20 protein-coding genes, 1 tRNA gene and 2 pseudogenes are annotated in these 22,633 nt (G+C 73.2%); 9 read left to right on the forward strand and 14 right to left on the reverse strand.

Features of this window, described 5'->3' with window-relative positions; all coding sequences use genetic code 11:
- The first annotated feature begins 51 nt into the window (after window positions 1-51).
- Window positions 52-462, forward strand: coding sequence for a DUF3224 domain-containing protein (locus IE260_RS14410; RefSeq protein ID WP_189871698.1), 411 nt, complete (start codon window positions 52-54; stop codon window positions 460-462).
- A gap of 79 nt (window positions 463-541) precedes the next feature.
- Window positions 542-615, forward strand: a tRNA-Thr gene (locus tag IE260_RS14415).
- A 58-nt stretch (window positions 616-673) separates the two neighbouring features.
- On the opposite strand, the gene IE260_RS14420 is transcribed toward IE260_RS14415, so the two are convergent.
- Entirely contained in the window at window positions 674-1,573 is a 900-nt protein-coding gene (locus tag IE260_RS14420) for an aminoglycoside phosphotransferase family protein (protein WP_189871700.1), read from the reverse strand.
- 130 nt (window positions 1,574-1,703) lie between these two features.
- Between IE260_RS14420 and IE260_RS14425 the strand changes: the two are divergent.
- Window positions 1,704-3,109, forward strand: a pseudogene (locus tag IE260_RS14425) (NAD(P)/FAD-dependent oxidoreductase).
- Between the two features lie 76 nt (window positions 3,110-3,185).
- On the opposite strand, the gene IE260_RS14430 reads toward IE260_RS14425, so the two are convergent.
- From IE260_RS14430 to IE260_RS14440, 3 genes are read right to left on the reverse strand one after another with little or no spacing between them, the layout of a single operon-like run.
- Window positions 3,186-4,688, reverse strand: a complete 1,503-nt coding sequence (locus IE260_RS14430; RefSeq protein WP_189871702.1) for an MFS transporter — start codon at window positions 4,686-4,688, stop codon at window positions 3,186-3,188.
- A gap of 56 nt (window positions 4,689-4,744) precedes the next feature.
- The gene (locus IE260_RS14435; RefSeq protein WP_189871704.1) at window positions 4,745-5,725 is read right to left on the reverse strand and encodes a zinc-binding dehydrogenase; all 981 of its coding nucleotides are present in this window, start codon (window positions 5,723-5,725) and stop codon (window positions 4,745-4,747) included.
- A 58-nt stretch (window positions 5,726-5,783) separates the two neighbouring features.
- Window positions 5,784-7,130 (reverse strand): NAD(P)-binding protein, encoded by a 1,347-nt coding sequence (locus IE260_RS14440; protein ID WP_268254923.1) that lies wholly within the window; start codon window positions 7,128-7,130, stop codon window positions 5,784-5,786.
- 6 nt (window positions 7,131-7,136) lie between these two features.
- Here IE260_RS14440 and IE260_RS14445 point away from each other — a divergent pair, with 6 nt between their 5' ends.
- Complete coding sequence (locus IE260_RS14445; RefSeq protein WP_189871708.1) at window positions 7,137-7,838, forward strand: pentapeptide repeat-containing protein; 702 nt, start codon at window positions 7,137-7,139, stop codon at window positions 7,836-7,838.
- A gap of 20 nt (window positions 7,839-7,858) precedes the next feature.
- Here IE260_RS14445 and IE260_RS14450 read toward each other — a convergent pair whose 3' ends face one another.
- Genes IE260_RS14450 through IE260_RS14460 form a run of 3 tightly spaced genes read right to left on the reverse strand, consistent with a single transcriptional unit; the run spans window position 7,859 to window position 10,424 of the window.
- A complete protein-coding gene (locus IE260_RS14450) occupies window positions 7,859-8,359 on the reverse strand; it encodes a hypothetical protein (RefSeq protein ID WP_189871710.1) in 501 nt (166 codons plus the stop codon).
- Window positions 8,360-8,409: 50 nt separating this feature from the next.
- Window positions 8,410-9,813 carry a M1 family metallopeptidase gene (locus IE260_RS14455; protein ID WP_189871711.1) on the reverse strand — a complete coding sequence of 468 codons (1,404 nt, stop codon included), beginning with the start codon at window positions 9,811-9,813 and terminating at the stop codon, window positions 8,410-8,412.
- A 50-nt stretch (window positions 9,814-9,863) separates the two neighbouring features.
- A complete protein-coding gene (locus IE260_RS14460; protein ID WP_189871713.1) occupies window positions 9,864-10,424 on the reverse strand; it encodes a GlcG/HbpS family heme-binding protein in 561 nt (186 codons plus the stop codon).
- A gap of 250 nt (window positions 10,425-10,674) precedes the next feature.
- Here IE260_RS14460 and IE260_RS14465 point away from each other — a divergent pair, with 250 nt between their 5' ends.
- Window positions 10,675-11,868: a sensor histidine kinase gene (locus IE260_RS14465; protein WP_189871715.1), complete on the forward strand. Its 1,194-nt coding sequence runs from the start codon at window positions 10,675-10,677 to the stop codon at window positions 11,866-11,868.
- Entirely contained in the window at window positions 11,865-12,497 is a 633-nt protein-coding gene (locus tag IE260_RS14470; protein ID WP_189871717.1) for a response regulator, read from the forward strand. Before IE260_RS14465 ends, IE260_RS14470 begins: the two co-directional genes overlap by 4 nt.
- A 367-nt stretch (window positions 12,498-12,864) precedes the next feature.
- On the opposite strand, the pseudogene IE260_RS14475 reads toward IE260_RS14470, so the two are convergent.
- Together IE260_RS14475 and IE260_RS14480 are read right to left on the reverse strand one after the other, a co-directional pair.
- Window positions 12,865-13,813 (reverse strand): annotated as a pseudogene (locus IE260_RS14475) (bifunctional GNAT family N-acetyltransferase/NUDIX hydrolase).
- Window positions 13,814-13,924: 111 nt separating this feature from the next.
- Window positions 13,925-14,500, reverse strand: a complete 576-nt coding sequence (locus IE260_RS14480) for a TerD family protein (protein WP_189871719.1) — start codon at window positions 14,498-14,500, stop codon at window positions 13,925-13,927.
- A gap of 145 nt (window positions 14,501-14,645) precedes the next feature.
- Between IE260_RS14480 and arfB the strand changes: the two genes are divergently transcribed.
- Window positions 14,646-15,083: an alternative ribosome rescue aminoacyl-tRNA hydrolase ArfB gene (gene arfB / locus IE260_RS14485; protein ID WP_189871721.1), complete on the forward strand. Its 438-nt coding sequence runs from the start codon at window positions 14,646-14,648 to the stop codon at window positions 15,081-15,083.
- On the opposite strand, the gene IE260_RS14490 is transcribed toward arfB, so the two are convergent.
- Entirely contained in the window at window positions 15,080-15,562 is a 483-nt protein-coding gene (locus IE260_RS14490; protein ID WP_189871723.1) for a GNAT family N-acetyltransferase, read from the reverse strand. The two genes, arfB and IE260_RS14490, sit on opposite strands and share 4 nt — an antisense overlap.
- Window positions 15,563-15,628: 66 nt before the next feature.
- The gene (locus IE260_RS14495) at window positions 15,629-16,231 is read right to left on the reverse strand and encodes a flavin reductase family protein (protein ID WP_373303346.1); all 603 of its coding nucleotides are present in this window, start codon (window positions 16,229-16,231) and stop codon (window positions 15,629-15,631) included.
- A 342-nt stretch (window positions 16,232-16,573) separates the two neighbouring features.
- On the opposite strand from IE260_RS14495, the gene cdgB reads away from it, so the two are divergent.
- Both cdgB and IE260_RS14505 read left to right on the forward strand, forming a co-directional pair.
- Window positions 16,574-18,235, forward strand: coding sequence for a diguanylate cyclase CdgB (gene cdgB / locus IE260_RS14500; RefSeq protein ID WP_189871725.1), 1,662 nt, complete (start codon window positions 16,574-16,576; stop codon window positions 18,233-18,235).
- 119 nt (window positions 18,236-18,354) lie between these two features.
- Window positions 18,355-19,314 carry a carbohydrate-binding protein gene (locus IE260_RS14505; RefSeq protein ID WP_189871727.1) on the forward strand — a complete coding sequence of 320 codons (960 nt, stop codon included), beginning with the start codon at window positions 18,355-18,357 and terminating at the stop codon, window positions 19,312-19,314.
- A gap of 32 nt (window positions 19,315-19,346) precedes the next feature.
- Here IE260_RS14505 and IE260_RS14510 read toward each other — a convergent pair whose 3' ends face one another.
- The 3 genes from IE260_RS14510 to IE260_RS14520 form a co-directional block, all read right to left on the reverse strand.
- On the reverse strand, window positions 19,347-20,276 hold the full coding sequence (locus tag IE260_RS14510; RefSeq protein ID WP_189871729.1) for a 1-phosphofructokinase family hexose kinase: 930 nt from the start codon (window positions 20,274-20,276) through the stop codon (window positions 19,347-19,349).
- A 164-nt stretch (window positions 20,277-20,440) separates the two neighbouring features.
- On the reverse strand, window positions 20,441-21,586 hold the full coding sequence (nagA, locus tag IE260_RS14515) for an N-acetylglucosamine-6-phosphate deacetylase (protein ID WP_189871731.1): 1,146 nt from the start codon (window positions 21,584-21,586) through the stop codon (window positions 20,441-20,443).
- Window positions 21,586-22,530, reverse strand: coding sequence for an ROK family protein (locus tag IE260_RS14520; RefSeq protein WP_189871732.1), 945 nt, complete (start codon window positions 22,528-22,530; stop codon window positions 21,586-21,588). The genes nagA and IE260_RS14520 overlap by 1 nt, the downstream gene beginning before the upstream one ends.
- Between the last annotated feature and the right edge of the window lie 103 nt (window positions 22,531-22,633).

The raw sequence follows: 22,633 nt of genomic DNA on the forward strand, positions 1-22,633 counted from the left end.
GTCCCGCACGGCACCGGAACGGAAGCGGTGCCACGGCACGAGAGGACACCCATGCCCGCCACCCGGACCACCGGCCACTTCACCTTCGCCGACTGGAAGGAGCACGCCGTCTCCCCCGAGGACACCGTCCCGCGCCTCGCCCACGCGGCCGTCACCAACACCTTCTCCGGCGGCATCGAGGCCGCCGGCACCACCTGCGAGTACTCCATCGCCTACGTCACGGGCAAGGCCGGCACGTTCACGGGCATGGAGCTGCTGACCGGCCGGATCGACGGCCGCGAGGGCGCCTTCGTGCTGGAGGAAAGGGGCCGCTTCGACGACGAGGGCACGGTGCACTGCACGTTCGAGGTGGTGGCAGGCTCGGGGACGGGGGAACTGACCGGGCTGCGGGGGAGCGGAACCTTCACCGCCCGGCACGGGGAGGCGTCGGTGGCCTACGACTTCGCCTACGAACTGGGGTGACCGGGGCCACGAACTTCGTGGCTCGGAGATTCGCGCTCTGTGTACAGTGGAGCAGCCTCCGCGCCCGCCGGTGCGCGGTGCCTCCTTAGCTCAGCTGGTTAGAGCACCGCTCTTGTAAAGCGAAGGTCGTCGGTTCGAATCCGACAGGGGGCTCTTTCACGGAACGGCCCCCGTCTGCGACAGGCGGGGGCCGTTCGCGTGCTTCGTGTGTTCAGCGGTGGGCGGTGGGCGGGGTGCGCAGTTGGCGGGCGATCTCCAGTTGCTCCTTCTCCAGCGGGTCGCCGTCCTCGACGTTCCACAGGCAGTTCTGCAGGACGCGGCCGAGGCTCCAGGCGCGGGCCCGTTCGCGGTCCAGGCCGAGGACGTCGGTCATGGCGTCGAAACGCCACTGGACCTCGCCCGGGTCGTAGCGGTTGTCCAGGGCGGGCATCAGGTCGAAACCGGGGTCGCCGGCCAGGGGCTTGGGGTCGATGGCGAGCCAGGGGGCGCGGTCGGAGGCGAGGACGTTGTCGTAGTGCAGGTCCCAGTGCAGGAGCCGGTCGCCGGGTTCGGCGACGACCTCGCGTACGGCGGCGGCGCAGTCGGCGACCAGGCGGCGGGCCCGAGGGTCCGGGATGCGGTCCAGGGCCCAGGGCGTGCGGTCCAGCATGGCGCGCGCGATGTCGCCGAGGCGGCGCAGGCCGGCCGGGGCGGGGCCCGCGGTGAGGTGGGCGAGCAGCCGGGCGACGACCAGGACGGCCTCGCGGGAGTCCTCGACGTGGCTGAGCATCCGGGACGGGTCGAGGCGCTCCAGGAGCATCGTGCCGGTGGCCTCGTCGTGGTCGAGGAGGCGTACCGCCCCGTCGCCGTCCCACAGGCGCAGCGCGACGGGCTCGCCCTCGGTCTCCGCGTCGAGGATCTGCAGCTTGAGCACGGCCGGGGTGCCGTCCCGGTGCCGTACGACCGGCAGCACGAGGGCGGCCCAGCCGTGCATGGACGGGCCGTCGAGCCGGAGCTCCCAGCGGTCCAGGAAATCGGCCGCGAGAGCGGGCAGCGCGTCGATGAAGGCGCGGCCGGCCTCTCCGTTGTACTTCGCCTGCGAGGCGGCGAGCGCGTCCGGAACGTCGATCACGTCTGGCGACGGTACCGGCGTGCGGAGGAACGGTCATGCGAATAACAGCCGTCGCCGAGCCCTCGGAGGCCGGAAAGTCCACGAAATCCGAAGGAGACAGTGGTCCGCCGCAGGGGTTAACGTCCGGGCCATGAGCAGCTCGACCAGCGGTGTCGTGAACGGTGGCGTCTCTTTCTGGTACGCGGACGACGGTCTTCCGGCGGTACGGGAGCCGCTCGCCGGGGACGCGTCGGCGGACGTGGTGATCGTCGGGGGTGGATACACGGGACTGTGGACGGCGTACTACCTGAAGAAGGCGGCGCCGTTCCTGCGGATCACCGTGCTGGAGCAGAAGTTCTGCGGATACGGCGCCTCGGGGCGCAACGGCGGCTGGCTGTACAACGGCATCGCGGGCCGCGACCGGTACGCGCGTCTGCACGGTCATGAGGCGGCGGTGCGGTTGCAGCGGGCCATGAACGACACCGTGGACGAGGTGATCCGCGTCGCCGAGGCGGAGGGCGTCGACGCCGACATCCACAAGGGCGGCGTGCTGGAGGTGGCGTGCACGCCGGCGCAGGCGGCCCGGCTGAGGGCGTTCCACGAGGCGGAGCTGGCGTTCGGCGAGAAGGACCGGGAGCTGTACGGCGCCCGGGAGACGGCCGAGCGGATCAGGGTGGCGGACGCGGTCGGCTCGAGCTGGACGCCGCACGGCGCCCGGGTGCACCCGGTGAAGCTGGTGAAGGGGCTCGCCGCGGCCGTCGAGGGACTCGGCGTGACCGTCCACGAGTCGACGCCGGTGACGGAGATCCGCCCGCGGCACGCGGTCACGCCGTACGGCACCGTCCGGGCGCCGTACGTCCTGCGCTGCACGGAGGGCTTCACCGCTTCCCTGAAGGGCAGAAGCGGACGTGGCTGCCCATGAACTCGTCGATGATCGCGACCGAGCCGCTGACCGACGAGCAGTGGGAGTCGATCGGCTGGGCGGACCGCCAGACGCTCGGTGACATGGCGCACGCCTACATGTACGCACAGCGCACCGCCGACGGCCGGATCGCGCTGGGCGGGCGCGGAGTGCCGTACCGCTTCGGCTCGCGCACCGACAACGACGGCACCACCCAGGCGGCGACGATCGAGGCGCTGCGCGAGATCCTGGTCCGCTTCTTCCCCGCCCTGGCCGGACTGCGGATCGAGCACGCCTGGTCCGGGGTGCTGGGCGTGCCGCGCGACTGGTGCGCGACGGTCACCCTGGACCGGTCGACGGGACTGGGCTGGGCGGGCGGCTACGTCGGCTCCGGCGTGGCCACCGCCAACCTCGCCGCCAGGACGCTGTGCGACCTGGTGCAGCTCGACTCGGGCCAGGGCGGCCGCACCGAGCTGACGGACCTGCCGTGGGTCGGGCACCGGGTGCGCAAGTGGGAGCCGGAACCGCTGCGCTGGCTCGGCGTCCAGGGCATGTACGCCGTCTACCGCGAGGCCGACCGGCGCGAGCGGACGTCGCACGGCACGTCCTCGTCCCGGCTGGCGCGGGTGGCCGACCGGGTGGCGGGGCGGCACTGACGCCGCCGCTCAACGGCCCGGCGTGTGCCCGCGTGGGTCCAAGGGGGCCCCGCGGGCTTGCAGGGCCCCCTTCCCCCTAGGCCACCGCTTCCGGCATCCGTTCCTCGGACGGGATGCCGTGTTGCGGGGCCCTGGCCGTCACCATCAGGCTCGCGACCAGGCCCGCCAGCAGCATGATGCCGGCGGCCAGCCAGATGGCGACCGTGTAGCCGTGGACGATTGCCTCCTTGGTGACCAGCTCCCGCCGGGAGGGGTCGGTGAGGTGGGCCGTCAGGTAGGACGCGCTGCTGGTGGTGGCGATGGTGTTGAGCAGCGCCGTACCGATCGAGCCGCCCACCTGCTGAGAGGTGTTGACCGTCGCGGAGGTCACGCCGGCGTCCCACGGGGCGACGCCGGCGGTGGCGGTGGAGAAGACGGGCATGAAGGTCAGGCCCATGCCGAGGCCCATGAGGATCAGGGCGGGCAGGATCTCGGTGGCGTACTCCGAGTGCACCGTCATCTGGGTGAGGATCACCATGCCGCCGGAGGCGAGGAGCATGCCGGGGACCATCAGCATGCGCGGGCCCACGCGGTGGAGCAGCCGGGCCGAGATCTGGGTGGAGCCGATGAGGATCGACAGGGTCAGCGGCAGGAAGGCCAGGCCGGTCTTCACGGGGGAGTAGCCGAGGACGACCTGCAGGTAGTAGGTCATGAAGAGGAACATGCCGAACATGCCCATGACGGCGAGCATCATGGTCAGGAAGCAGCCGGCGCGGTTGCGGTCGCGGATGATGTGCAGCGGCAGCAGGGGCATCGGGGCGCGGGTCTGCCACCACACGAAGGCCAGGAGCAGGACGATCCCGGCGGCGAACAGTGCCAGCACATACGGGTCGGTCCAGCCGCGCGGTTCGGCCTCGCTGAAGCCGTGGACCAGGGCGATCAGGCCGCCGCAGCCCAGCACGACCCCGGGGACGTCCAGGCGGGCCCCGGCGCGGCCCGGGCGGTCGTGCAGCAGGACGAGCGCGCCGATCACGGCGGCGACGGCGATGGGGATGTTGACGTACAGGCACCAGCGCCAGTCGAGGTACTCGGTGAGCACCCCGCCGACGATGAAGCCGACGGCGGCGCCGCTGCCGGCGAGCGTGCCGTAGATGCCGAAGGCCTTTCCGCGTTCCCTGGGGTCGGTGAACGTGGTCGTCAGCAGCGACAGCGCGGACGGCGCGAGGACCGCGGCGAAGACGCCCTGGAGGGCGCGGGCGCCGAAGAGCATGCCCGGACCGGTCGCGGCGCCCCCGATCGCGGAGGCGACGGCGAAGCCGACGAGTCCGACGACGAAGGTCCGCTTGCGGCCCACGAGGTCGGCGACGCGGCCGCCCAGCAGGAGCAGTCCGCCGAAGGCGAGGGTGTAGGAGGTGATCACCCACTGGCGGTTGCCGTCGGACATGCCCAGGTCGCGCTGCGCCGAGGGGAGCGCGATGTTCACGATGGTCGCGTCGAGAACGACCATCAGCTGGGCCAGGGCGATCACCGTCAGACCCCACCAGCGGCGGGGGTCGGCGTCCGCGGGGGCGGCAGCTTCACCTGTCCGAGCGGCACTCATCTGGCCAGAAGACCATGAATCGGGGCGTATCGCATCCGCACCCGCCTTTCCGCTGGTTACGGCTCCAGGACCACCTTGCCCGTGGTGCCCCGCGTCTCCAGCGCGCGGTGCGCGGCGGCGGCCTCGGCGAGCGGGAAGCGCTGGACGGCGGGCCTGAGCCGTCCCTCGGCGGCCTCGGTGAGGGCGCGCAGTTCCAGGGTGCGCAGGGGGTCGCTGCCGCCGGCCTTCTCGAGCATCACCGGCCCGAGCACCTGTTCGGAGACACCGTCCACGAGATGGGGCCGGCCGTCGTGCAGTCCCTCGCCCGACCAGCCGAAGACGATGTGCTTGCCGCCGGGGCCGAGCAGGGCGACGGCCTCGCGGGCCACGTCCCCGCCGACCCCGTCGAAGACGACGGTGGCCCTCCGCCCGCCGAGGTGGGCGCGGACCTTGGCCGGCCACTCGGGGTCCTTGTAGTCGACGGCGAGGTCGGCGCCGTTCGCCGCGACGCGGGCCGTCTTCTCCGGTCCGCCGGCCAGACCGATCACCGTGGCGCCGGCGTTCCGGGCGTACTGCACCAGCAGCGTCCCGATGCCGCCCGCGGCGGCCGGGACCACGGCCACCGCGTCCGGGCCGAGCTCGGCGAACTGCAGGATCCCCATCGTCGTACGACCCGTGCCGATCATGGCGACGGCCTCGGCGAAGTCCAGGTCGCCGGGGATCTCGTGGAGCCGTCCGGCGCCGGTGACGGCGAGTTCGGCGTAGCCTCCGGGGGCGAACCCGAGGTGGGCGACGACGCGCCTGCCGAGCCACTCCTCCGCCACCCCCTCGCCGAGCAGGTCCACGACGCCCGCGACCTCGCGGCCGGGGACCGTGGGCAGGGAGGGAGGCTCCGGCAGCGGGCCCCGGACGCCCTCGCGCAGGGCGGTGTCCAGCAGGTGCACGCCCGCCGCGCGGACGGCGACGCGGACCTCGCCGGGGCCCGGGCGGGGGTCCTCGACCTCTTCGAGGGTGAGGTTCTCGGCCGGGCCGAAGGCGTGCAGACGGATGGCGTGCATGGCGGTCCCCCAACGGAAGGTCGTCGCTTGTTGCTCGGACGGGGCCCAGTCAACGACCTCAAGCCTGCTTGAGGTCAAGCTCCCGCCGTCCGAGCGCCAGGGACACGGCCGTCAGGGCGCTGTTGAAGGAGACCTCCGACAGCAGTCCCGGGGCGGCGACCTGGTCCCCGGCCAGGTAGACGCCGTCGCCTCGGTCGACGGAGGGCCGGTCGCGCCAGGTGGTGCCGGGCAGGTCGACGGCGCCGGTCCGGCCGTTCGCCACGGACTCGCGCCGCCAGGTCACGCGCTCGCGCCAGCCGGGGAGACCGAGGTCGAGCAATTGCTCGGCACGGGCGGTCCCGTCGGCCTTCGATTCGTCAGGTGCGATGGGGATCTGTCCCTGGATCAGCTGCTCGCCCGCCGGCGCCAGGGTGCGGTCCTGCGCGGTGAACCGCTCGATCCAGCCCGGCGCGTCCAGGTCGGAGACCGCGAAGGCGTCGCCGCGCCGGGTCCGCACCGCGACGTCGACGAGGGTGGTGCGCCCGCTCGGCCAGGTCAGCGAGGAGTCGCCCAGCAGCCGCCGGGCGGCGTCCAGGGAGGTCGCGACGACGACGGGGGTGTCGGCCGGGACGGTGTCGACCCGGGAGAGGGTCTCCACCCGCACCCCGAGGTTCCACGCCCGCGCGGCCATCCGGTCGATGACCCCGCCCCAGCCGCCGCGCGGGTAGTGCGCCTCCGGCGGCAGCTTGGTGGCCCGGCGCAGGCGCTCCTGCACGAACGCCGCGGACAGGGAGCCGGGGTCGTGGTGGAAGAGGGCCACCGCGCAGTAGTGGGCGGCGGCGCGGGCGCCCTCCTCACCGGCGATGCCGGTGGCCCAGCTGAGGAAGTCGGTGTCCACGGGTGCCTGTCCGACACCGCGGCGCAGCAGCTTCAGCATGGCGAAGGGCGGGGTGCGGCGGAGCGTGCCCCGGTGCCGCAGCCGCAGCCGGGCCCCCTCCAGCGGCGGGAGGGGCGCGAGCGGTCCGACGAGTCCGCGCTGCTTGAGCCAGGCCCAGTGCGGGCCGCCGTTGTAGAGGGCGTGCGGGCCCTCGTTGGTGCGGTACGGGCCGTCGGCGGTCCGCGCCCGTCCGCCGAGGGTGTGGTGGGCTTCGTGGACGGTGACCTTGGCGCCCGCCTCGGCAGCGGTGATGGCCGCGGTCAGTCCGGCGAAGCCGCCGCCGATGACGGTGATGCGGTGCATGGCTGGGTGTCTCCCTCGCGTCCGGGTCGCCTGCGTGTTCCGTCGGCGCACCTGCCTCTGGCTTTCGGGAGTAGGACGGCCCCGGTGCCCCGGAATGTGACATCGGGGCCGCGCTCGGGCCCGGCCGGCGCCTGCGGCGCGGCGTCTTCGCAGGTCGGAGCCGTTGTCAGTGGTGGGGTGCAGCATGGGGGAATGGCGAGGAGAACAGCGGGCGGCGGCGGTACGGCGGTGAGGGCGGCACGGCGCCCGGAGGTGCGGCTCCCTCCGCTGGAGCCTTACGGGGGAGGAGAGCTGGAGCCCGACGGGGACCACGACGGCCTGGAGTTCCGGGAGACGGACTTCACCGGCCAGGACGGCGCCGGCGCCCGCTTCATGGACTGCGCGCTGACCGCTTGCGCACTGGACGAGACGTCCCTGCCCAGGGCCCGGTTCCTCGACTCCGTCCTCACCGGAGTGCGGGGCGTCGGCACGAACCTCGCCGAGTCCACCCTGCGCGACGTCGAGCTGGTCGACGCCCGCCTCGGCGGCACCCAGCTGCACGGCGCGGCGCTGGAGCGGGTGCTGATCCGCGGCGGCAAGATCGACTACCTGAACCTGCGCGGGGCCCGGCTCAAGGACGTCGTCTTCGAGGGCTGCGTCCTGGTCGAGCCCGACTTCGGGGGCGCGCGGCTGGAGCGGGTGGCGTTCGTGGACTGCGCGCTGAAGGAGGCGGACCTCGGCGCGGCGACCCTGACGGACGTCGACCTGCGCGGGGCCGCTCCGCTGGAGATCGCCCGCGGGATCGACCGTCTGGCGGGAGCGGTGATCAGTCCGGCCCAGCTGCTGGACCTGGCCCCGGTGCTGGCCGCGGAGCTGGGGGTGCGGGTGCTGTCCGACGGGGATGCCGGCAGCTGACCGACCAGTGGCCCGCGTGGTCAGGGCAGTCGCGGAAAGCGGGCCTGCAAGGTCCAGATCGCCGGATTCTCCGCGAGTTCCTCGTGCATGTCCGTGAGGTCGGCGATCAGATCGTGCAGGAAGTCCCGGGCCTCCCGGCGCAGTTCGGCATGGGAGAAGGACAGCGGGGGCTCGGACGGCGGCAGCCACTCCGCCTCGACGTCGACCCAGCCGAAGCGGCGCTCGAAGAGCAGGCGGTCGGTGGACTCGGTGAAGTCCAGCTCCGCCCGCTGCGGCCGTGCGGCCCGGGACCCCGCCGGGTCCCGGTCGATCCGCTCCACGATGTCGCACAGCGCCCAGGCGAAGTCGAGCACCGGCACCCATCCCCAGGCTGTGGACACCTCCCGGTCCGCCTCGGTGTCGGCGAGATACACGTCCCCGCAGAACAGGTCGTGCCGCAGCGCGTGGACGTCCGCGCGGCGGTAGTCGGTCTGCGGGGGGTCCGGGAAACGGGTGGAGAGGGCGTAGCCGATGTCGAGCACGTGGGTGATGGTGTCATGGCCCGCGCGGACCGGCCGCGGGACACCCTCCCTCACGGCTCGTCCGGTCGGCCGTCCCCGTGGAGCCAGTCCTCCCAGATGCCGGAGAAGTCCTCGTCCGGTGCCGACCTCTCCACGTACGCCGTGAAGTCCTCCGTGTCCGCGGTGCCGTGGCGGTGGGCGGATGCCCAACCCTGCAGCAGGGCACCGAAGGTGCCGTCGCCGACCTTCTGGCGGATCTTGTGCAGCACCATCGCGCCGCGCTGGTAGACGGGGCTTGCGGAGATGTGCGCCGCGTCGGGCGGGTCCGCGGGCGGGAACGCCCAGATCGAGTCGCTCGCGTCCTCGTCGCCGTAGTACTGCCCGGCGTACAGCGCGTCGAAGGTCTCCTGCGCGGTGTCGCCGCCGTGGTCCTCCTGCCACAGCCACTCCGCGTACGTCGCGAAGCCCTCGTTGAGCCACATGTCCTGCCAGGTCCTGGGGCTGACGGAGTTGCCGTACCACTGGTGGGCGATTTCGTGGACGAGGAGGGCGGTGTCGGGGGTGCCGGCGAAGACGGGCCGGTTCTGCGTCTCCAGGGCGTAGTCGACGTCGCCCGACCGGTCGACGATCGCGCCGGCGGAGGAGAAGGGGTAGGGACCGAAGCGGTCCTGAGCCCAGGTCATGGCCTCGGCGACGGCGGCCGGCAGGTCCCGGCTCGCCCGTGCCTCCTCGGGATCGACGGCCGTGTACACCGGGATCCCGGCCCCGGTGGCGGAGCGGCGGACGTCCCAGTCGCCGATCGCGACCGTGGCCAGGTAGCTCGCCATGGGTTCAGGGGTGCGCCAGGTGTAGGTCGTCCGGCCCCGGGCGGTCCGCTCGCCGGTCGGCTCGCCGTTGGAGACGGCCCCGAGGCCCTTCGGCACCGTCACCGCCAGGTCGTACGTCGCCTTGTCGGAGGGGTGGTGGTTGCCGGGGAACCACGCCATCGACCCGGTCGGCTGGCCGAGCGCGAGCGCGCCGTCGGCCGTGGGCAGCCAGCCCTCCTCGGAGCCGTCGGGGTCGGTGATCGTCACCGGGGCCCCGGAGTAGCGGACGGCGACCCGGAACGTCTCGCCGTCGTCGAGCTCGTCGGGCGGGCGGACGGTCAGCTCCTGCCCGGCGCGGTTGAAGCGGGAGGTCCGGCCCTCGACGGTGACCTTCTCGACGTCCAGCCCCTTGAGGTCCAGGTTGAACGCCGACAGGTCCTGTGTGGCCCGGGCGGTGATGGTCGCGGTGCCGGACAGGTGCCGGGCGCCGGGGTCGTAGGTCAGGTCCAGGGCGTAGTGGCCGACGTCGTAGCCGCCGTTGCCCGCCTTCGGAAAGTACGGGTCGCGTACTCCGGAGCTGCCGGGGGTGCCGTGCACACCGCCGCCGCACGCCACGAGGGAGGCGACGGCGGCGGCGGTCACCACGGCGAGCGGACGGGGGATGCGCACGTCGTGATCCTATGGGGCGTTTCACGTGAAACGCCCGTCGGCGGGGGCTGCTAGCCGGCCAGCGCTTCCGCGCCGGCCTGGGCGAACTTCTCGTCCAGGTCGCCCGAGGGGGCGCCGGCGACACCGATGCCGGCGATCGGGGCGTTCCGGGCGGTGACCGGGACGCCGCCGCCGAGGAACAGCGTGCCCGGGATGTCCTTGAGGTTCGGGGCGTTCTCCAGGCGCTTGGCCAGCTCGGTGGTCGAGGCGTTCCAGGAGACCGCGGTGAACGCCTTCTTCACGGCCGACTCGTACGACTGCGGACCGGCGCCGTCGCCGCGCATGGTGAGGATCGTGTTGCCGTTGCGGTCGACGACGGCGACCGAGATCCGCTGGTTCTCCTTCTCGGCGGCCTTCAGCGCGGCCCGGGCCGCCTCGGTGGCGGCGTCGATCGTCAGGTGCGTGGACGTGGTGGTGTCGTCGCGGTCGACGGAGGCCGCTCGCGCGGCGGCCGGAGCGGCCTGAGGAGCGGCGGCGTTCGCGGACACCGTGCCGAAGGTCCCGGCGGCCACGGCGGCGACGACGGCGCTGCCGGTGACGATGCGGGCGCGCCGGGAGAGGATCTTCTTCATGCTGGTCTGCTCCTTGGAGTCGGCCGGGCGGCCACTGCGGTCCGGCTGCCCGTCTGCTGTCCAGCCTCGGCCCGGAAACCCCGGCCGACCGTCGGTGTTACGGCTGCTCGTGGGCCGCGGAACGGGCGACGGGCGGGTCATCCGATCGGCTGACCCGCCCGCCGCCGCGAGCAGTCACAATGGGGGTGTTTGCCCAGTTCAGCGTGGTCGGCGACACCGTGAGCGACACTGTGGAAGGGAGGCGCTCCGCATGCCGAGACCGTACGACCCGGAAAGCCGGTGGCTGGGCGCCGTCATGCACGCGGCGTTCTTCCTGCTGCTCGGCGGCGCCCTGGCCCGCTTCCTGCTGCGCCACCCCGGTGAGCCCCGCACCCCGTGGATCATCGCCCTGTCCCTCACCCTCGCCGTACTGCACCTGCTCGGGCCGGTCCTGGGCGGCCCCGTGGCGCGGCCCTCCCGGCGGCGCCTGGCCTGGCTGGGGCTGGTCGTAGTGGTGTGGATGGTGCTCGTCGTCCTCGCGCCCAGCTTCTCCTGGTGCGCGGTGCCGCTCTTCTACACCGGCCTGCGCACCCTGCCGGCGCGGGCCTCGCTCGTCCTGGTCGCGGTGCTGACGCTCTTCGTCGTCGCCGCACAGCTGCGCCTCGCCGGGCGCTTCGACCCGAACCTGCTGCTCGCCCCGCCGGCCGTCGCGGCCATCGCCACGGCCGTGTTCCTGCAGACCGAGCGGCAGGCGGCGCGGCAACGGGCCCTGATCGACGACCTGATCCGCACCCGCCGTGAGCTCGCCGCGTCCGAGCGCCGCGAGGGCACCCTCGCCGAACGCCAGCGGCTGTCCATGGAGATCCACGACACCCTCGCCCAGGGCCTGTCCAGCCAGCGGATGCTGCTCCAGGCCGCCGAGCGGGTGTGGGAGTCCGACCCCGGCAAGGCCCGCACCCACGTCCGGGGCGCCGCGTCCGTCGCCGAGCACAACCTGGCCGAGGCCCGGCGCTTCGTGCACGACCTCGCCCCCGCCGACCTGGCCCGCGGCGGCGGCCTCGACGCGGCGCTGCGCGCCCTGGCCGTGCGGGAGACCGGCGACCACCTCACCGTGCGCGTCCACGTCGACGACGGCGGGCGCGCCCCGCTGCTGCCGGACCGCGTCCAGTCCGCCCTGCTGCGGATCGCCCAGGGCGCCCTGGCGAACGTCCGCGAACACGCGGGCGCGAGCACCGCCGTGCTCAGCCTCACCCTCCTCGACGACCAGGTGGTCCTGGACGTCAGCGACGACGGCCACGGCTTCGATCCGGCCGGCCTGCCCGGCACGTCTGCCGGAGTGCGAGGTCACGGCCTGCCCGCCATGCGTGCCCGGCTGCGGCAGCTCGGCGGCACCCTGACCGTCGAGTCCGCCCCCGGTGAGGGCACCGTCCTGTCCGCCGCCGTCCCCCTGGAGGGCCCCCGATGACCGCCCCCGTGCGCATCCTGGTCTGCGACGACCACATCGTCGTACGGGCCGGCCTGCTCGCCCTGCTCGACAGCGCCCCGGGCATCGAGGTGGTCGGCGAGGCGGGCACCGGCGAGGAGGCGCTCGCGCTCGCCGCGAAGCTCGCGCCGGACGTGGTGCTGATGGACCTCCAACTCGGCGACGGCATCGACGGTGTGGAGACCACCCGCCGCCTCACGGCCGCCCCCGGCGCGTCCCCGCACGTCCTGGTCCTGACCACCTACGACACCGACGCCGACATCACCCGTGCCATCGAGGCGGGCGCGACCGGCTACCTCCTCAAGGCCGAACGCCCCGAGGAGCTGTTCGCCGCGATCCACGCCGCCGCGCAGGGACGTACGACACTCTCCGGGCCGGTCGCCAGCCGGGTCATGGCCAACATGCGCAGCCCGCGCCCCTCCCTCACCGACCGCGAGCGCGACATCCTGGCCCAGCTCGCCCGCGGCCTCGGCAACCGGGAGATCGCCCGTGCCCTGTTCATCAGCGAGGCCACGGTGAAGACCCACCTTCGCCGCATCTACGACAAGCTGGGCGTCGACACCCGCGCGGGCGCGGTAGCGGTGGCCAAGGAGCAACGCCTGCTGCCGTGACGACGCCGGAGCAGGCCGCCGTGCGGCCGAGTACCGCCGTGCGGCTGCCCCGCTGGTCGGCCGACCGCCGGTCGGTGCCTTGGTCCGGTGACGCCGGGGTCCGGCCCGCCTGGCCGGGTGTGGCCGTGCGGCCGGGACGCGCACCGGGGTGTCGGCGTGTGGCTGACCTGCCGGTCGGTGCCTTGGTCCGGTGACGCCGGGGTCCGGTTTGCTCGGCCGGGTGTGGCCGTGCGGCCGGGGCGGGCATCGGGGTGTCGGCGTGTGGCTTGCCCGCCGCCCGGCTGGTCTCCGGCCCGGCCCACCTCCGTCCGGCTGAACCCCGACCCCGGCCCGGCTCAGCCGTCGTCGGCGTGGTTCTTCGTCCCGTTCAGCCCTCGAACGCGTCGAGGAGGCGGGCCAGTTCCGGTGGCCACAGGGGTTCGGGCGCCTCGGCGAGTTCCTTCCGGCTCCACCAGCGCCAGGTGAGGATGCCGTCCGCGGCGTGCGCCGCCGCGAGGTGGGCGCCGGTCGGTTCCCGGCGCGGCCCGTGGGCGACGTAGACGTGCTCGTGCTGGTGGACCGGGCCGACGCTCAGGTGCGTGAAGTCGTGTTCCCAGGTGCACAGCAGGGGGCCCGGCTCCAGGTCCGTCCACCCGGTCTCCTCGCGCAGTTCGCGCAGCGCACCCTCGCGGGGGCTCTCGTCCGCCTCCAGACCACCGCCGGGCGGCGCCCAGTGCACGCCGACCTCGACGTTGTCGTACCGGAAGAGGAGGACCGCGCCCTCCGGGTCGAGCACGACGACGCGGGCGGCGCGGCGCGGCGTGCGCAGCGGTTTGCGCAGCACGGCGCAGGGGCGGCTGTGTCGGAGGTCGGTGCGGTGGTCGACCACCTCGTAGCCGAGGGCGGTCCAGAAGGCGAGTCCGTCGGCGTTGCCGTCCAGGACGGCGAGGCGCACCGCGCTGCGGCCCGCGGCGCGGAAACGGTCCTCGACCAGTGACGCGAGCCGCCGTCCGTACCCCTGCCGGTGCAGCGTCCCGTCCACCATCAGCAGCCCGATCCACGGGTCCGGGTCGGCCGGGTCGGGGTGGTGTGCGAGCGTGATCGCGACCCCGGCCAGCCGGCCCGCGTCCCTGGCGAGCAGTACCTCCGCGTGCGGCACCGCCAACTCCTCGGCCAGCGCCGCCGCCACCTGCTCCGGGGCGGATGTCGTCCGGGTCCGGGAAGTCGCCGCTGAGCGCGTGGAAGGCGCGGTTCGAGACGTGGAGCGCGGTGAGTTCGGTGAGCAGGGGGCCCGGGATGTCGTGGTCGGCGGTGAGGCGGAGCGGCGTGAGGATCACGCGGGCACCGTATCGCGGGCGGCGACCGGGCCACCGGGCCTTTCCGGGCGCAACGACGGCGGAGCCCCGGCCTGTTGGGGCCGGGGCTCCGCCGCTGCGTCGGGACGTCCGTCAGACGTTCACACCGAAGTCCTGGGCGATGCCGACCAGGCCCGAGGCGTAGCCCTGGCCGACGGCGCGGAACTTCCACTCGGCGCCGTTGCGGTACAGCTCGCCGAAGACCATGGCGGTCTCGGTCGCCGCGTCCTCGGACAGGTCGTAGCGGGCGATCTCGGCGCCGCCGGCCTGGTTGATGATGCGGATGTAGGCGTTGCGGACCTGGCCGAAGTTCTGCGAGCGGTTCTCGGCGTCGTAGATCGAGACCGGGAAGACGATCTTGTCGACGTCGGCCGGGAGGGCGGCGAGGTTGACGTTGATCGCCTCGTCGTCGCCCGCGCCCTCACCCGTGCGGTTGTCACCGGTGTGGACGATCGAGTTGTCCGGGGTCTGCTTGTTGTTGAAGAACACGAAGTGGGCGTCCGAGTAGACCTTGCCCTGCGTGTTGACCGCGATCGCGGACGCGTCGAGGTCGAAGTCGGTGCCGGTGGTGGTGCGGACGTCCCAGCCGAGGCCCACGGTGACGGCGGTCAGGCCCGGAGCCTCCTTGGTGAGCGAGACGTTGCCACCCTTGGACAGGCTTACAGCCATTGTTGGGAGTCCCTTCCCTCGTTTACGTACGGCAAAAAAGTACAGCTACCCCCATGAACGACGAGAGGGGTACGCAAGGTTCCTGGTCTCTTTACTTTCTTTACCCGAGATATTCGGGTGACGTGGACGGGACACGGACGGGAACATGGACGGCATGTCCGGTCCCCATGTCGTCCGCGGCTCCGTCTCCCTCCCGGAGGCCGAGCTGATGTGGCGTTTCTCGCGGTCGTCGGGGCCCGGCGGGCAGCACGTCAACACCACGGACACGGCGGTGGAGCTCCGCTTCGACCTGGCGCGCACCGAGGCCCTGCCCGAGGTGTGGAAGCGGCGGGCGCTGGAGCGGCTGGCCGGCCGGCTGACCGACGGTGTGGTCACGGTGCGGGCCTCCGAGCACCGCTCGCAGTGGCGCAATCGCGAGGCCGCCGCCGTACGTCTCGCGGCCCTGCTCGCCGAGGCCACCGCACCCCCGCCCAAGCCCCGCAGGCCGACCCGCATCCCACGCGGCATCAACGAACGGCGGCTGCGGGAGAAGAAGCAGCGCTCGGAGACCAAGCGGGGCCGGTCCCCGAAGAACTGGAACTAGGCCGGCCCGGACAGCTCCAGCACACCCACCGTCTGGTCCCCGCTCGTCTCCCCGGTCCTGCGGAACCCGAGCCCCAGATAGAAGTCCTCCGGACCCGTCGGGCCGGGATGCCAGGTGACGTGGCAGGCACTGCCCCCGCGCCGGCGGATCTCGGCCGCGACCGACTGCACGGCGAACCGGCCGTACCCACGGCCCTGTTCCCCGGCCGCTATGTTCAGCCGCCACAGGCCCGAACGGAACAGGCTGCCGTCGAGGTGCCAGTCGATGTCGAAGAAGGCCATGAGGAAGCCGACCGGCCGGTCACCGTCGACGATCAGCCGGGGCCAGGCGACGCCCGGGTGGACGTACGCCTCGGCGAGGGACCGGTCCACCGGGGAGACGGCGTGTTCCTGGTCCGGCCGGACCCGGACGGACAGCGCGGCGTCGATGTTGGCGCGGGTGATCTCTTCGAGGCGGGGCCCCGGCGTCCTCTGTGTCATGCGCGCACGGTAGGCGGGGTCCTCGCGGGCGGCCACGCGATTACCGGGCGCCTCGGGACGCCGGGCTCACCCCAGCTGCCGGTACCGCCCCCGGAAGTACGCCAGCGGTCCCCCGTCCGCGCTCGGCACCCGGGCGGTGAGCACCCGGCCGATCACCAGGGTGTGGTCCCCGGAGGGCACGCGCTGCTCGGTCCGGCACTCCAGGGTCGCAAGCGCCCCGCCCACCAGCGGCGCCCCGGACGCCTCTCCCCGCGTGTAGGGGATGTCCTCGAACAGGAGCCGGTCGCTGACGCGGCCCTTCATCGCGAAGCGGCCGGCGATGTGCCGCTGGCTCTCGGACAGCACGGAGACCGCCCACAGCGGCTGTTCGGCGAGCAGGTCGTCCATGCGGGAGCCCTCGCGCAGGCTGACCAGCACCAGCGGCGGGTCCAGGGACACCGACACGAACGCCGTGGCCGTCATCCCGACGTCCTCGCCGCGCGGCGCGTGGGGGTCGTCGGGGTCGAGTGGCGGTTCCTGCGCGGTCACCAGGACCACGCCGGAGGCCAGCCGGGACATGGCGGCACGGAACTCGTCGTTGCTCACCCCCTCAGCATGCCCGGCGGCCGGAGACGGCAACGCGGGTGCGGGGGCGGCCGCGGGGGCGGGGGCGGTGGTGGGGGCGGGAATGTTCGGCACGATCATCACGCTAATCGCCCGGGCGGAGGGCCCGCATCGGGCCCCGGTCCCAACCCGGACCTAGGACCGCAGAAGGAGTCGCAGGGCTCCGAACAGGCACGGGAAGGAGTCGTGCGCATGCCTACAAACTTTGCGTTCAGTAAACGCACAGGGAAAACGCAGAAACACCACTCAATTGTTCACGTTCTGCTGTGACTTGAGTCACAAGGGGCAGTAATTGTTGACCCTGTGTACCGAGTGGGCAGCGCGCTGTGATTCAGTGGCGGAAGCTGCTAGGACGATACGCCGAAGAGAACCCTTGATTCGCTGCGAGGTCTCGGGGGGAGGGCGAGCATGGAGACCGAGTCGGAGCCCTACGTCCGTCTTGCGTCCCTGCGACAGCTCCACCAGGTCATGGCCGACATGAACACGGCCCGCAGCCTGGCGGACACCCTGCAGACCGTCGCCGACGGCGTCGTCCACGCCCTCGGGTACGAGCTGGCGTGCGTCAACCTGGTCCGTGCCGACGGCGACCTCGTCGTCGCCGCGTTCTCCGGCAACCAGGCGGCCGAGGCCCTGATCACCGGCCGGGTCGGTTCACGGGAGTCCTGGGACCGCCGGCTCGGCATGGGCGAGCAGTGGGGCGACCTGATCTTCATACCGCACACCGAGGGCTGGGTCCTCGACGACGACGACGTCCCGCAGTGGTACACCGACGGGCCCGCGCCCCGCTTCGAGGACGAGTGGCACCCCTCGGACCGGCTCTTCGCCCCCATGTACGCGCCCGGACCGCAGGGCGGCGGATCGAGCGGCGAGCTGATCGGCGTGCTCTCCGTGGACCGGCCGCGCAACGGCCGCCGTCCCGGCGCCTGGGGCCGCGAGGCTCTGCAGATGTACGCCTTCCAGGCGGCGATCGCGATAAGCAACGCCCGGCTGCGCTCCAACATGCAGCGCGCCCTGGTCCGCCTGGAGCGTGAGCAGCAGGCCCTGCGCGCCAGCGAGGAGAGCTTCCGGCAGGCCTTCGAGTACGCCCCCTCCGGCATGGCCATCGCCGAGATGGGCGGCGACCAGCACGGCCGGATCCTGCGCACCAACGACGCCCTGTGCCGGCTGCTCGGCCGCCCCGCCTCCGCGATGCGCCGCTACGCCTTCTCCGACCTCGTCCACCCCGAGGACATCGGGACGCTGCTGCGCACCTCCGCCGAGGGCGGCCGGGCGGAGCTGCGGCTGGGCCGCCGCGACGGCACCTACGTCTGGGTGTCCCTGCGCAACTCCGTCGTCGCCGACGCCGCCGACGGCCCCCGCTTCCTGCTGACCCACGTCGAGGACATAGAGGAGCGCAAGCGCCGCGAGCTCCAGCTCGCCCACCGCGCCTCCCACGACTCCCTCACCGGCCTGCCGAACTCCGCCGAGCTGCGCTCCCGCCTCTCCGCGCGGCTGTGCCAGCGCCCCCAGTCCGCGCACGGCGCCGTGGCCGACGCCATGGACGCCGCCTACGGGCACCCCGTGTTCGACTCCGGCGGCCACACCTTCGACTTCCGGTCCGCCGCCGACCCCTACGGGGCCTACGACCACCATGTGCACACCGTCGCCCCCGAGGGCGACCGGGACGACGGCACCAAGGGGCTCGCGGTGCTCTTCTGCGACCTGGACGGCTTCAAGTCGATCAACGACCGGTTCGGGCACAACGCGGGCGACGCCGTCCTCATCGAGGTCGCGCGCCGGCTCAGCGGCGGCGTGCGCGACGGCGACACGGTGGCCAGGCTCGGCGGCGACGAGTTCGTGATCCTCGCCGACGGGCTCGGCCGGGCCGACGCCCAGGACCTCGCCGTACGGCTGCGCAACGAGATCATCCAGCCGATCCGGGCCGAGGGACGGGCGGTCCGCGTGGGCGCCAGCTTCGGCATCGGGTGGGCCCACTGCGGCATGACGGCGGACGAAGTGCTGAAGTCCGCTGACGAACGGATGTACGTCGAGAAACGATCTCGTCCCAAACAGCACCGCCGTGCCGGATGATGCCCAGGTCAGCGAGCTGATGCGGTCGGAGTCACCCGTTTGGGTCATCCGGAGCGGGTAGGCTCGCCCTCTCACCACTCGTACCGCAAACGCACCGCACCTGGTTAGGAGACCTAGGGATGACGCCCGGCAACAACGGCGCGAGCACGCCCGAGGACGACGACCCGTTCGGCTATCTGTACGCCGACGGTCAGGCCAACGGGGCCCAGCCGCCGTCCGGTGGCTACGGCTACCCGAACTCGGTCAACCGGGTGCGTCCCGTCGGCACACGGCAGTACGGCGCGGCGCAGGGCCAGGCCGCCCCGACCGCCGGGTACGGCCAGGCCGCCCCGCAGCAGCAGGGCGCCTACGGCCGGCCGAACGCGCACTACGCCGCGCCGGAGACGCTCCCCGGCGGCGGCGCCCCCACCGCCCCGCAGCAGCACGGCGGGGGCAGCGGCGGCCGGGGCCGCGGGCCCAACACCAAGGGCCTGCTGATCGGCGCGGTCGCGGTGGTCGCCGCCGTCGTCATCGGCATCGCCGTGGCGATGACGAGCAGCGGCTCGGACGACGACCAGGGCGGCAACGAGGCCGGCGGCGACACCACGCCGACCCAGTCCCAGACCACCGACCCGAGCCCGTCGGCGAGCAGCAGCGCCGAGGACGAGGTGGAGCTGCCGACGATCGACGCGAAGGCGCTGCGGCTCTCGCCGGGCGTGGCGACCGCGTCCGACATCGAGGGCGCCCAGTCGGACGGCGGCGTCTACGTGGCCAACCTCAACCAGGCCGGCGCCTCGGTCACCTGGACCGTCGACGGCATCCCGAAGGACGGCGCCTACACCCTCTTCGCCCGCTACAGCACGGTCGACGAGGACCAGTCGATGACGCTGACGATCAACGGCAAGACGTTCGGCAGCAAGATGAACCTGGGCAACTTCACCGGGGCCAAGGGCGACTTCGCCAAGGGCTGGACGGAGACCTACGCCTACCCCACCCTGAGCAAGGGCACCAACACGATCTCCCTGTCCTGCCAGGACGGCGACAAGTGCAACATCCTGCTGGACCAGCTGCGGCTGAAGGAAGGCCAGGTCAAGCGCTAGGTGTATTGACCGGCAGGTTCATCGACGCAGCCCTAGGCCGCGGTGGCGGCCGTCGTCACCGCGACCTGGCCGAGCAGTTCCTCGTACGCTCCCCGGTCGAACTCGCCCGCCACCGGTGCCAGGACCGTCGCCGCCGACAGGGCGACGGCGCGGGCCAGGCGGTCCGGCCAGGGCAGGTGGTCGACCAGACCCGAGAGCAGGCCCGCGACCGCCGAGTCGCCGGCGCCGGTCGGGTTGCCGTGGACCCGGGCGGGCGGTGCGGCCCGCCAGCGGCCCTCGGGGGTGACGGCGAGCAGCCCCTCGGTGCCGAGCGAGGCGACGACCGCGTGGGCGCCGCGTCGCCGCGCGTCCTGCGTGGCGCGCAACGGCTCGTGCGAGCCGGTCAGTTCGGCCAGTTCGTCGGCGTTCGGCTTGATGATGTCCGGGCGGGCGGCGACGCCCCGGCGCAGCGGTTCCCCGCTGGTGTCCAGCAGGACGGGGACGCCGGCGGCGCGGGCGGTGCGCACCAGCCCGGCGTAGGCGTTCACCGGCACGCCCGGCGGCAGGCTGCCGCACAGGGCGACCGCCGACGCGTCGGCGACCAGATCCTCGTACGCCTCCTGGAAGGCGCTCCACTCGGCGGGCGCGATGGCCGGGCCGGGCTCGTTGAGCTGGGTGGTGTCGCCGGTGCGCTCGTCCACCACGGCGATCGTGCGGCGGCTGGCGCCGGCGATCGGCACCAGTGCGTCCGTCACACCCGGCTCGGCGGTGAGCCGCTGCTGGACGATGTGTCCGGTGGCGCCGCCGGCGAAGCCCGTGACCGTCACCTCGTGCCCGAGGGCCGCGAGCACCCGGGCCACGTTCAGCCCCTTGCCGCCGGGGCGTTCCGTCACCTCGGTGACGCGGTGGGAGGCGTGCGGCCTCAGGCTCTGGACGCGGTAGGTGATGTCGAGAGCGGTGTTCGGTGTGACCGTGAGGATCACCTGTGCCGACCTCCCCCGATTGCCTGCGTCTGCGTGTGCCCGAAAAGGATCCCGAAGCTCCCCGGGTGTTCCCGAAGAGCTGTTCCATGGGCACGATCATGCCAAACGGACGGCGGTCGGCCCAGACCCCGGATCGGCCACCGTCCGCCGGCTCGCCGGACGGATCAGCCCAGTTGGGGATCGACCACCCATTCACCCCGGCGCATCACGCCCACCAGGTCGAACGCCTCGTCCAGCACCACCAGGTCGGCGTCCTTGCCGGGTTCCAGGGAGCCGATCCGGTCGGCCATGCCGAGCAGCCGCGCCGGGTTGGCGGAGATCGCCGCCACGACGTCCTCGACGGGCAGCCCGTCCACCGTCACCGCCCGCTTGAAGGCGCGGTCCAGCGTGAGCGTGGAGCCGGCGATCGAGCCGCCCTCCACCAGCCGGGCGACGCCGTCGGCGACCTCGACCTCCATGGGGCCGAGCATGTAGCGGCCGTCGCCGAAGCCGGCCGCGTCCATGGCGTCGGTGATGAAGGCGACCCGGGAGGCGCCCGCGTGGTGGAAGGCCAACTGGAGGGCGGCCGGGTGCAGGTGCGTACCGTCGTCGATCAGCTCGACGGTGATCCGCTCGTCCTCCAGCAGCGCCGTGATCGGGCCGGGGGCGCGGTGGCCGAGCGGCGGCATCGCGTTGAACAGGTGCGTGGCGACGGTCGCGCCCGCGTCGATGGCCTGCACCGTCTGCTCGTACGTCGCGTCGGTGTGCCCGACGGCCGCGATCACGCCGTGCTCCGCGAGCAGCCGGACGGAGTCGAGGCCGCCCGGCAGCTCGGTGGCCAGCGTCATCATCTTCGCGTGGCCGTGCGCCGCGTCGATCAGCTTGCGGACCTCGGCGGGGTCGGGGTCGCGCAGCAGCTGCTCGTCGTGCGCGCCCTTGCGGCACGGGGAGATGAACGGCCCTTCGAAGTGGATGCCGGCGATGTCGCCCTGTTCGGCCAGTTCCGCGAGCACCCGGGCGTGCCGGGCGAGGAAGTCCAGGTCGCCGGTGACGGCGGAGGCGACCAGCGTGGTGGTGCCGTGCAGGCGGTGGGTGTGGATGCCCTTGAGGATGTCCTCGGGGCTGCCGCCGGCGAAGGAGGCTCCGCCGCCGCCGTGGTTGTGGATGTCGACGAAGCCGGGGACCACCCAGTGGCCGGTGACGTCGAGGACCTCCGCGTCCGGGGGCGCCGTGTCCGTGATCCGCGTGCCGTCGACGATCACGCGGCCGTCGTCCACGGTCCCGGTGGGCAGGACCACCCGGGCGCCGGCGAGAACCTTGCTTGGGGCCATCAGGTGGTTACCTCCGGGGGAGTCGTGGTGGTGAGCAGGTCCCAGGCCATGAGCCCGGCACCGAGGCAGCCGGCGGTGTCCCCCAGGGCCGCGGGGACGAGTTCGGGCAGCTTCTGGAAGGTGACGCGGCGCCGGACGGCGTCCCGCAGCGGTGTGAACAAGGTTTCCCCCGCCTCGGCGAGGCCGCCACCGATGATCAGGGTGCGCGGGTCCAGCAGAGTGAGCGCGGTGACCAGGCCGTCGGCGAGCGCGTCCACCGCGTCCTGCCACACGCGTGCGGCCCGGGTGTCGCCGGACTCGACGGCCTTGGCGCAGTCGGCGGCGTCCGCGTCCGGGTCCCCACAGGCCTCGGCCCATGCCTGGCTGACCGCCGACGCCGAGGCGAACCGCTCCAGACAGCCGCGCTGCCCGCAGGGACAGGGGGTCCCGCCGGGGCGTACGACGATGTGGCCGATCTCGCCCGCGAAGCCGTGGGCGCCCGCCTCCACCCGGCCGTCGATGCCGATGGCGCCCGCGATCCCGGTGCCCAGCGGCACGAACAGGAACCGGTCGGCGCCCCGGCCGGCGCCGATGCGGCCCTCGGCGAGTCCGCCGCTGCGCACGTCGTGGCCGAGGGCGACGGGGATGCCGCCGAGCCGTTCGCTCAGCAGGGCGCGCAGCGGTACGTCGCGCCACCCGAGGTTGGCCGCGTACACGGCGGTGCCGTGCTCCTCGTCGATGATGCCGGGGACGGCGACGCCGGCGGCGAGGGCGGGTTCGCCGAACCGGTCGGCGCCGTGGGCGCGCAGCTCGGCGGCGAAGTCCAGGATGCCCGCGACGACGGCCTCGGGACCGCGGTCGCGGCCTGTGGCCCGGCGGGCCTGGTGCAGCAGCTCGCCGCCCGGCCCGGCCAGGGCGGCCTTCATCCCGGTGCCGCCCACGTCGAGGGCGATGACATGTCTCACGGGGACAGTGTGGCCCGATGACCCACGAGAGGTCTAGTCCACTCACGTGGTGTAGACCTTAATCCGGTAAACGGACAACCGGTGGAATCGGCAGGGTGGGGCA

Source organism: Streptomyces viridiviolaceus (assembly GCF_014650995.1).
Classification (GTDB): Bacteria; Actinomycetota; Actinomycetes; order Streptomycetales; family Streptomycetaceae; genus Streptomyces; species Streptomyces viridiviolaceus.

Coding starts and splice junctions, on each gene's coding strand:
- IE260_RS14410 (WP_189871698.1), top strand. CDS start 52: ATGCCCGCCACCCGGACCACCGGCCACTTCACCTTCGCCGACTGGAAG.
- cdgB (WP_189871725.1), top strand. CDS start 16,574: ATGGAGACCGAGTCGGAGCCCTACGTCCGTCTTGCGTCCCTGCGACAG.
- IE260_RS14505 (WP_189871727.1), top strand. CDS start 18,355: ATGACGCCCGGCAACAACGGCGCGAGCACGCCCGAGGACGACGACCCG.
- IE260_RS14480 (WP_189871719.1), bottom strand. CDS start 14,500: ATGGCTGTAAGCCTGTCCAAGGGTGGCAACGTCTCGCTCACCAAGGAG.
- IE260_RS14460 (WP_189871713.1), bottom strand. CDS start 10,424: ATGAAGAAGATCCTCTCCCGGCGCGCCCGCATCGTCACCGGCAGCGCC.
- IE260_RS14430 (WP_189871702.1), bottom strand. CDS start 4,688: ATGAGTGCCGCTCGGACAGGTGAAGCTGCCGCCCCCGCGGACGCCGAC.
- IE260_RS14490 (WP_189871723.1), bottom strand. CDS start 15,562: ATGACACAGAGGACGCCGGGGCCCCGCCTCGAAGAGATCACCCGCGCC.
- IE260_RS14465 (WP_189871715.1), top strand. CDS start 10,675: ATGCCGAGACCGTACGACCCGGAAAGCCGGTGGCTGGGCGCCGTCATG.
- arfB (WP_189871721.1), top strand. CDS start 14,646: ATGGACGGCATGTCCGGTCCCCATGTCGTCCGCGGCTCCGTCTCCCTC.
- nagA (WP_189871731.1), bottom strand. CDS start 21,586: ATGGCCCCAAGCAAGGTTCTCGCCGGCGCCCGGGTGGTCCTGCCCACC.
- IE260_RS14435 (WP_189871704.1), bottom strand. CDS start 5,725: ATGCACGCCATCCGTCTGCACGCCTTCGGCCCGGCCGAGAACCTCACC.
- IE260_RS14470 (WP_189871717.1), top strand. CDS start 11,865: ATGACCGCCCCCGTGCGCATCCTGGTCTGCGACGACCACATCGTCGTA.
- IE260_RS14440 (WP_268254923.1), bottom strand. CDS start 7,130: ATGCTGCACCCCACCACTGACAACGGCTCCGACCTGCGAAGACGCCGC.
- IE260_RS14445 (WP_189871708.1), top strand. CDS start 7,137: ATGGCGAGGAGAACAGCGGGCGGCGGCGGTACGGCGGTGAGGGCGGCA.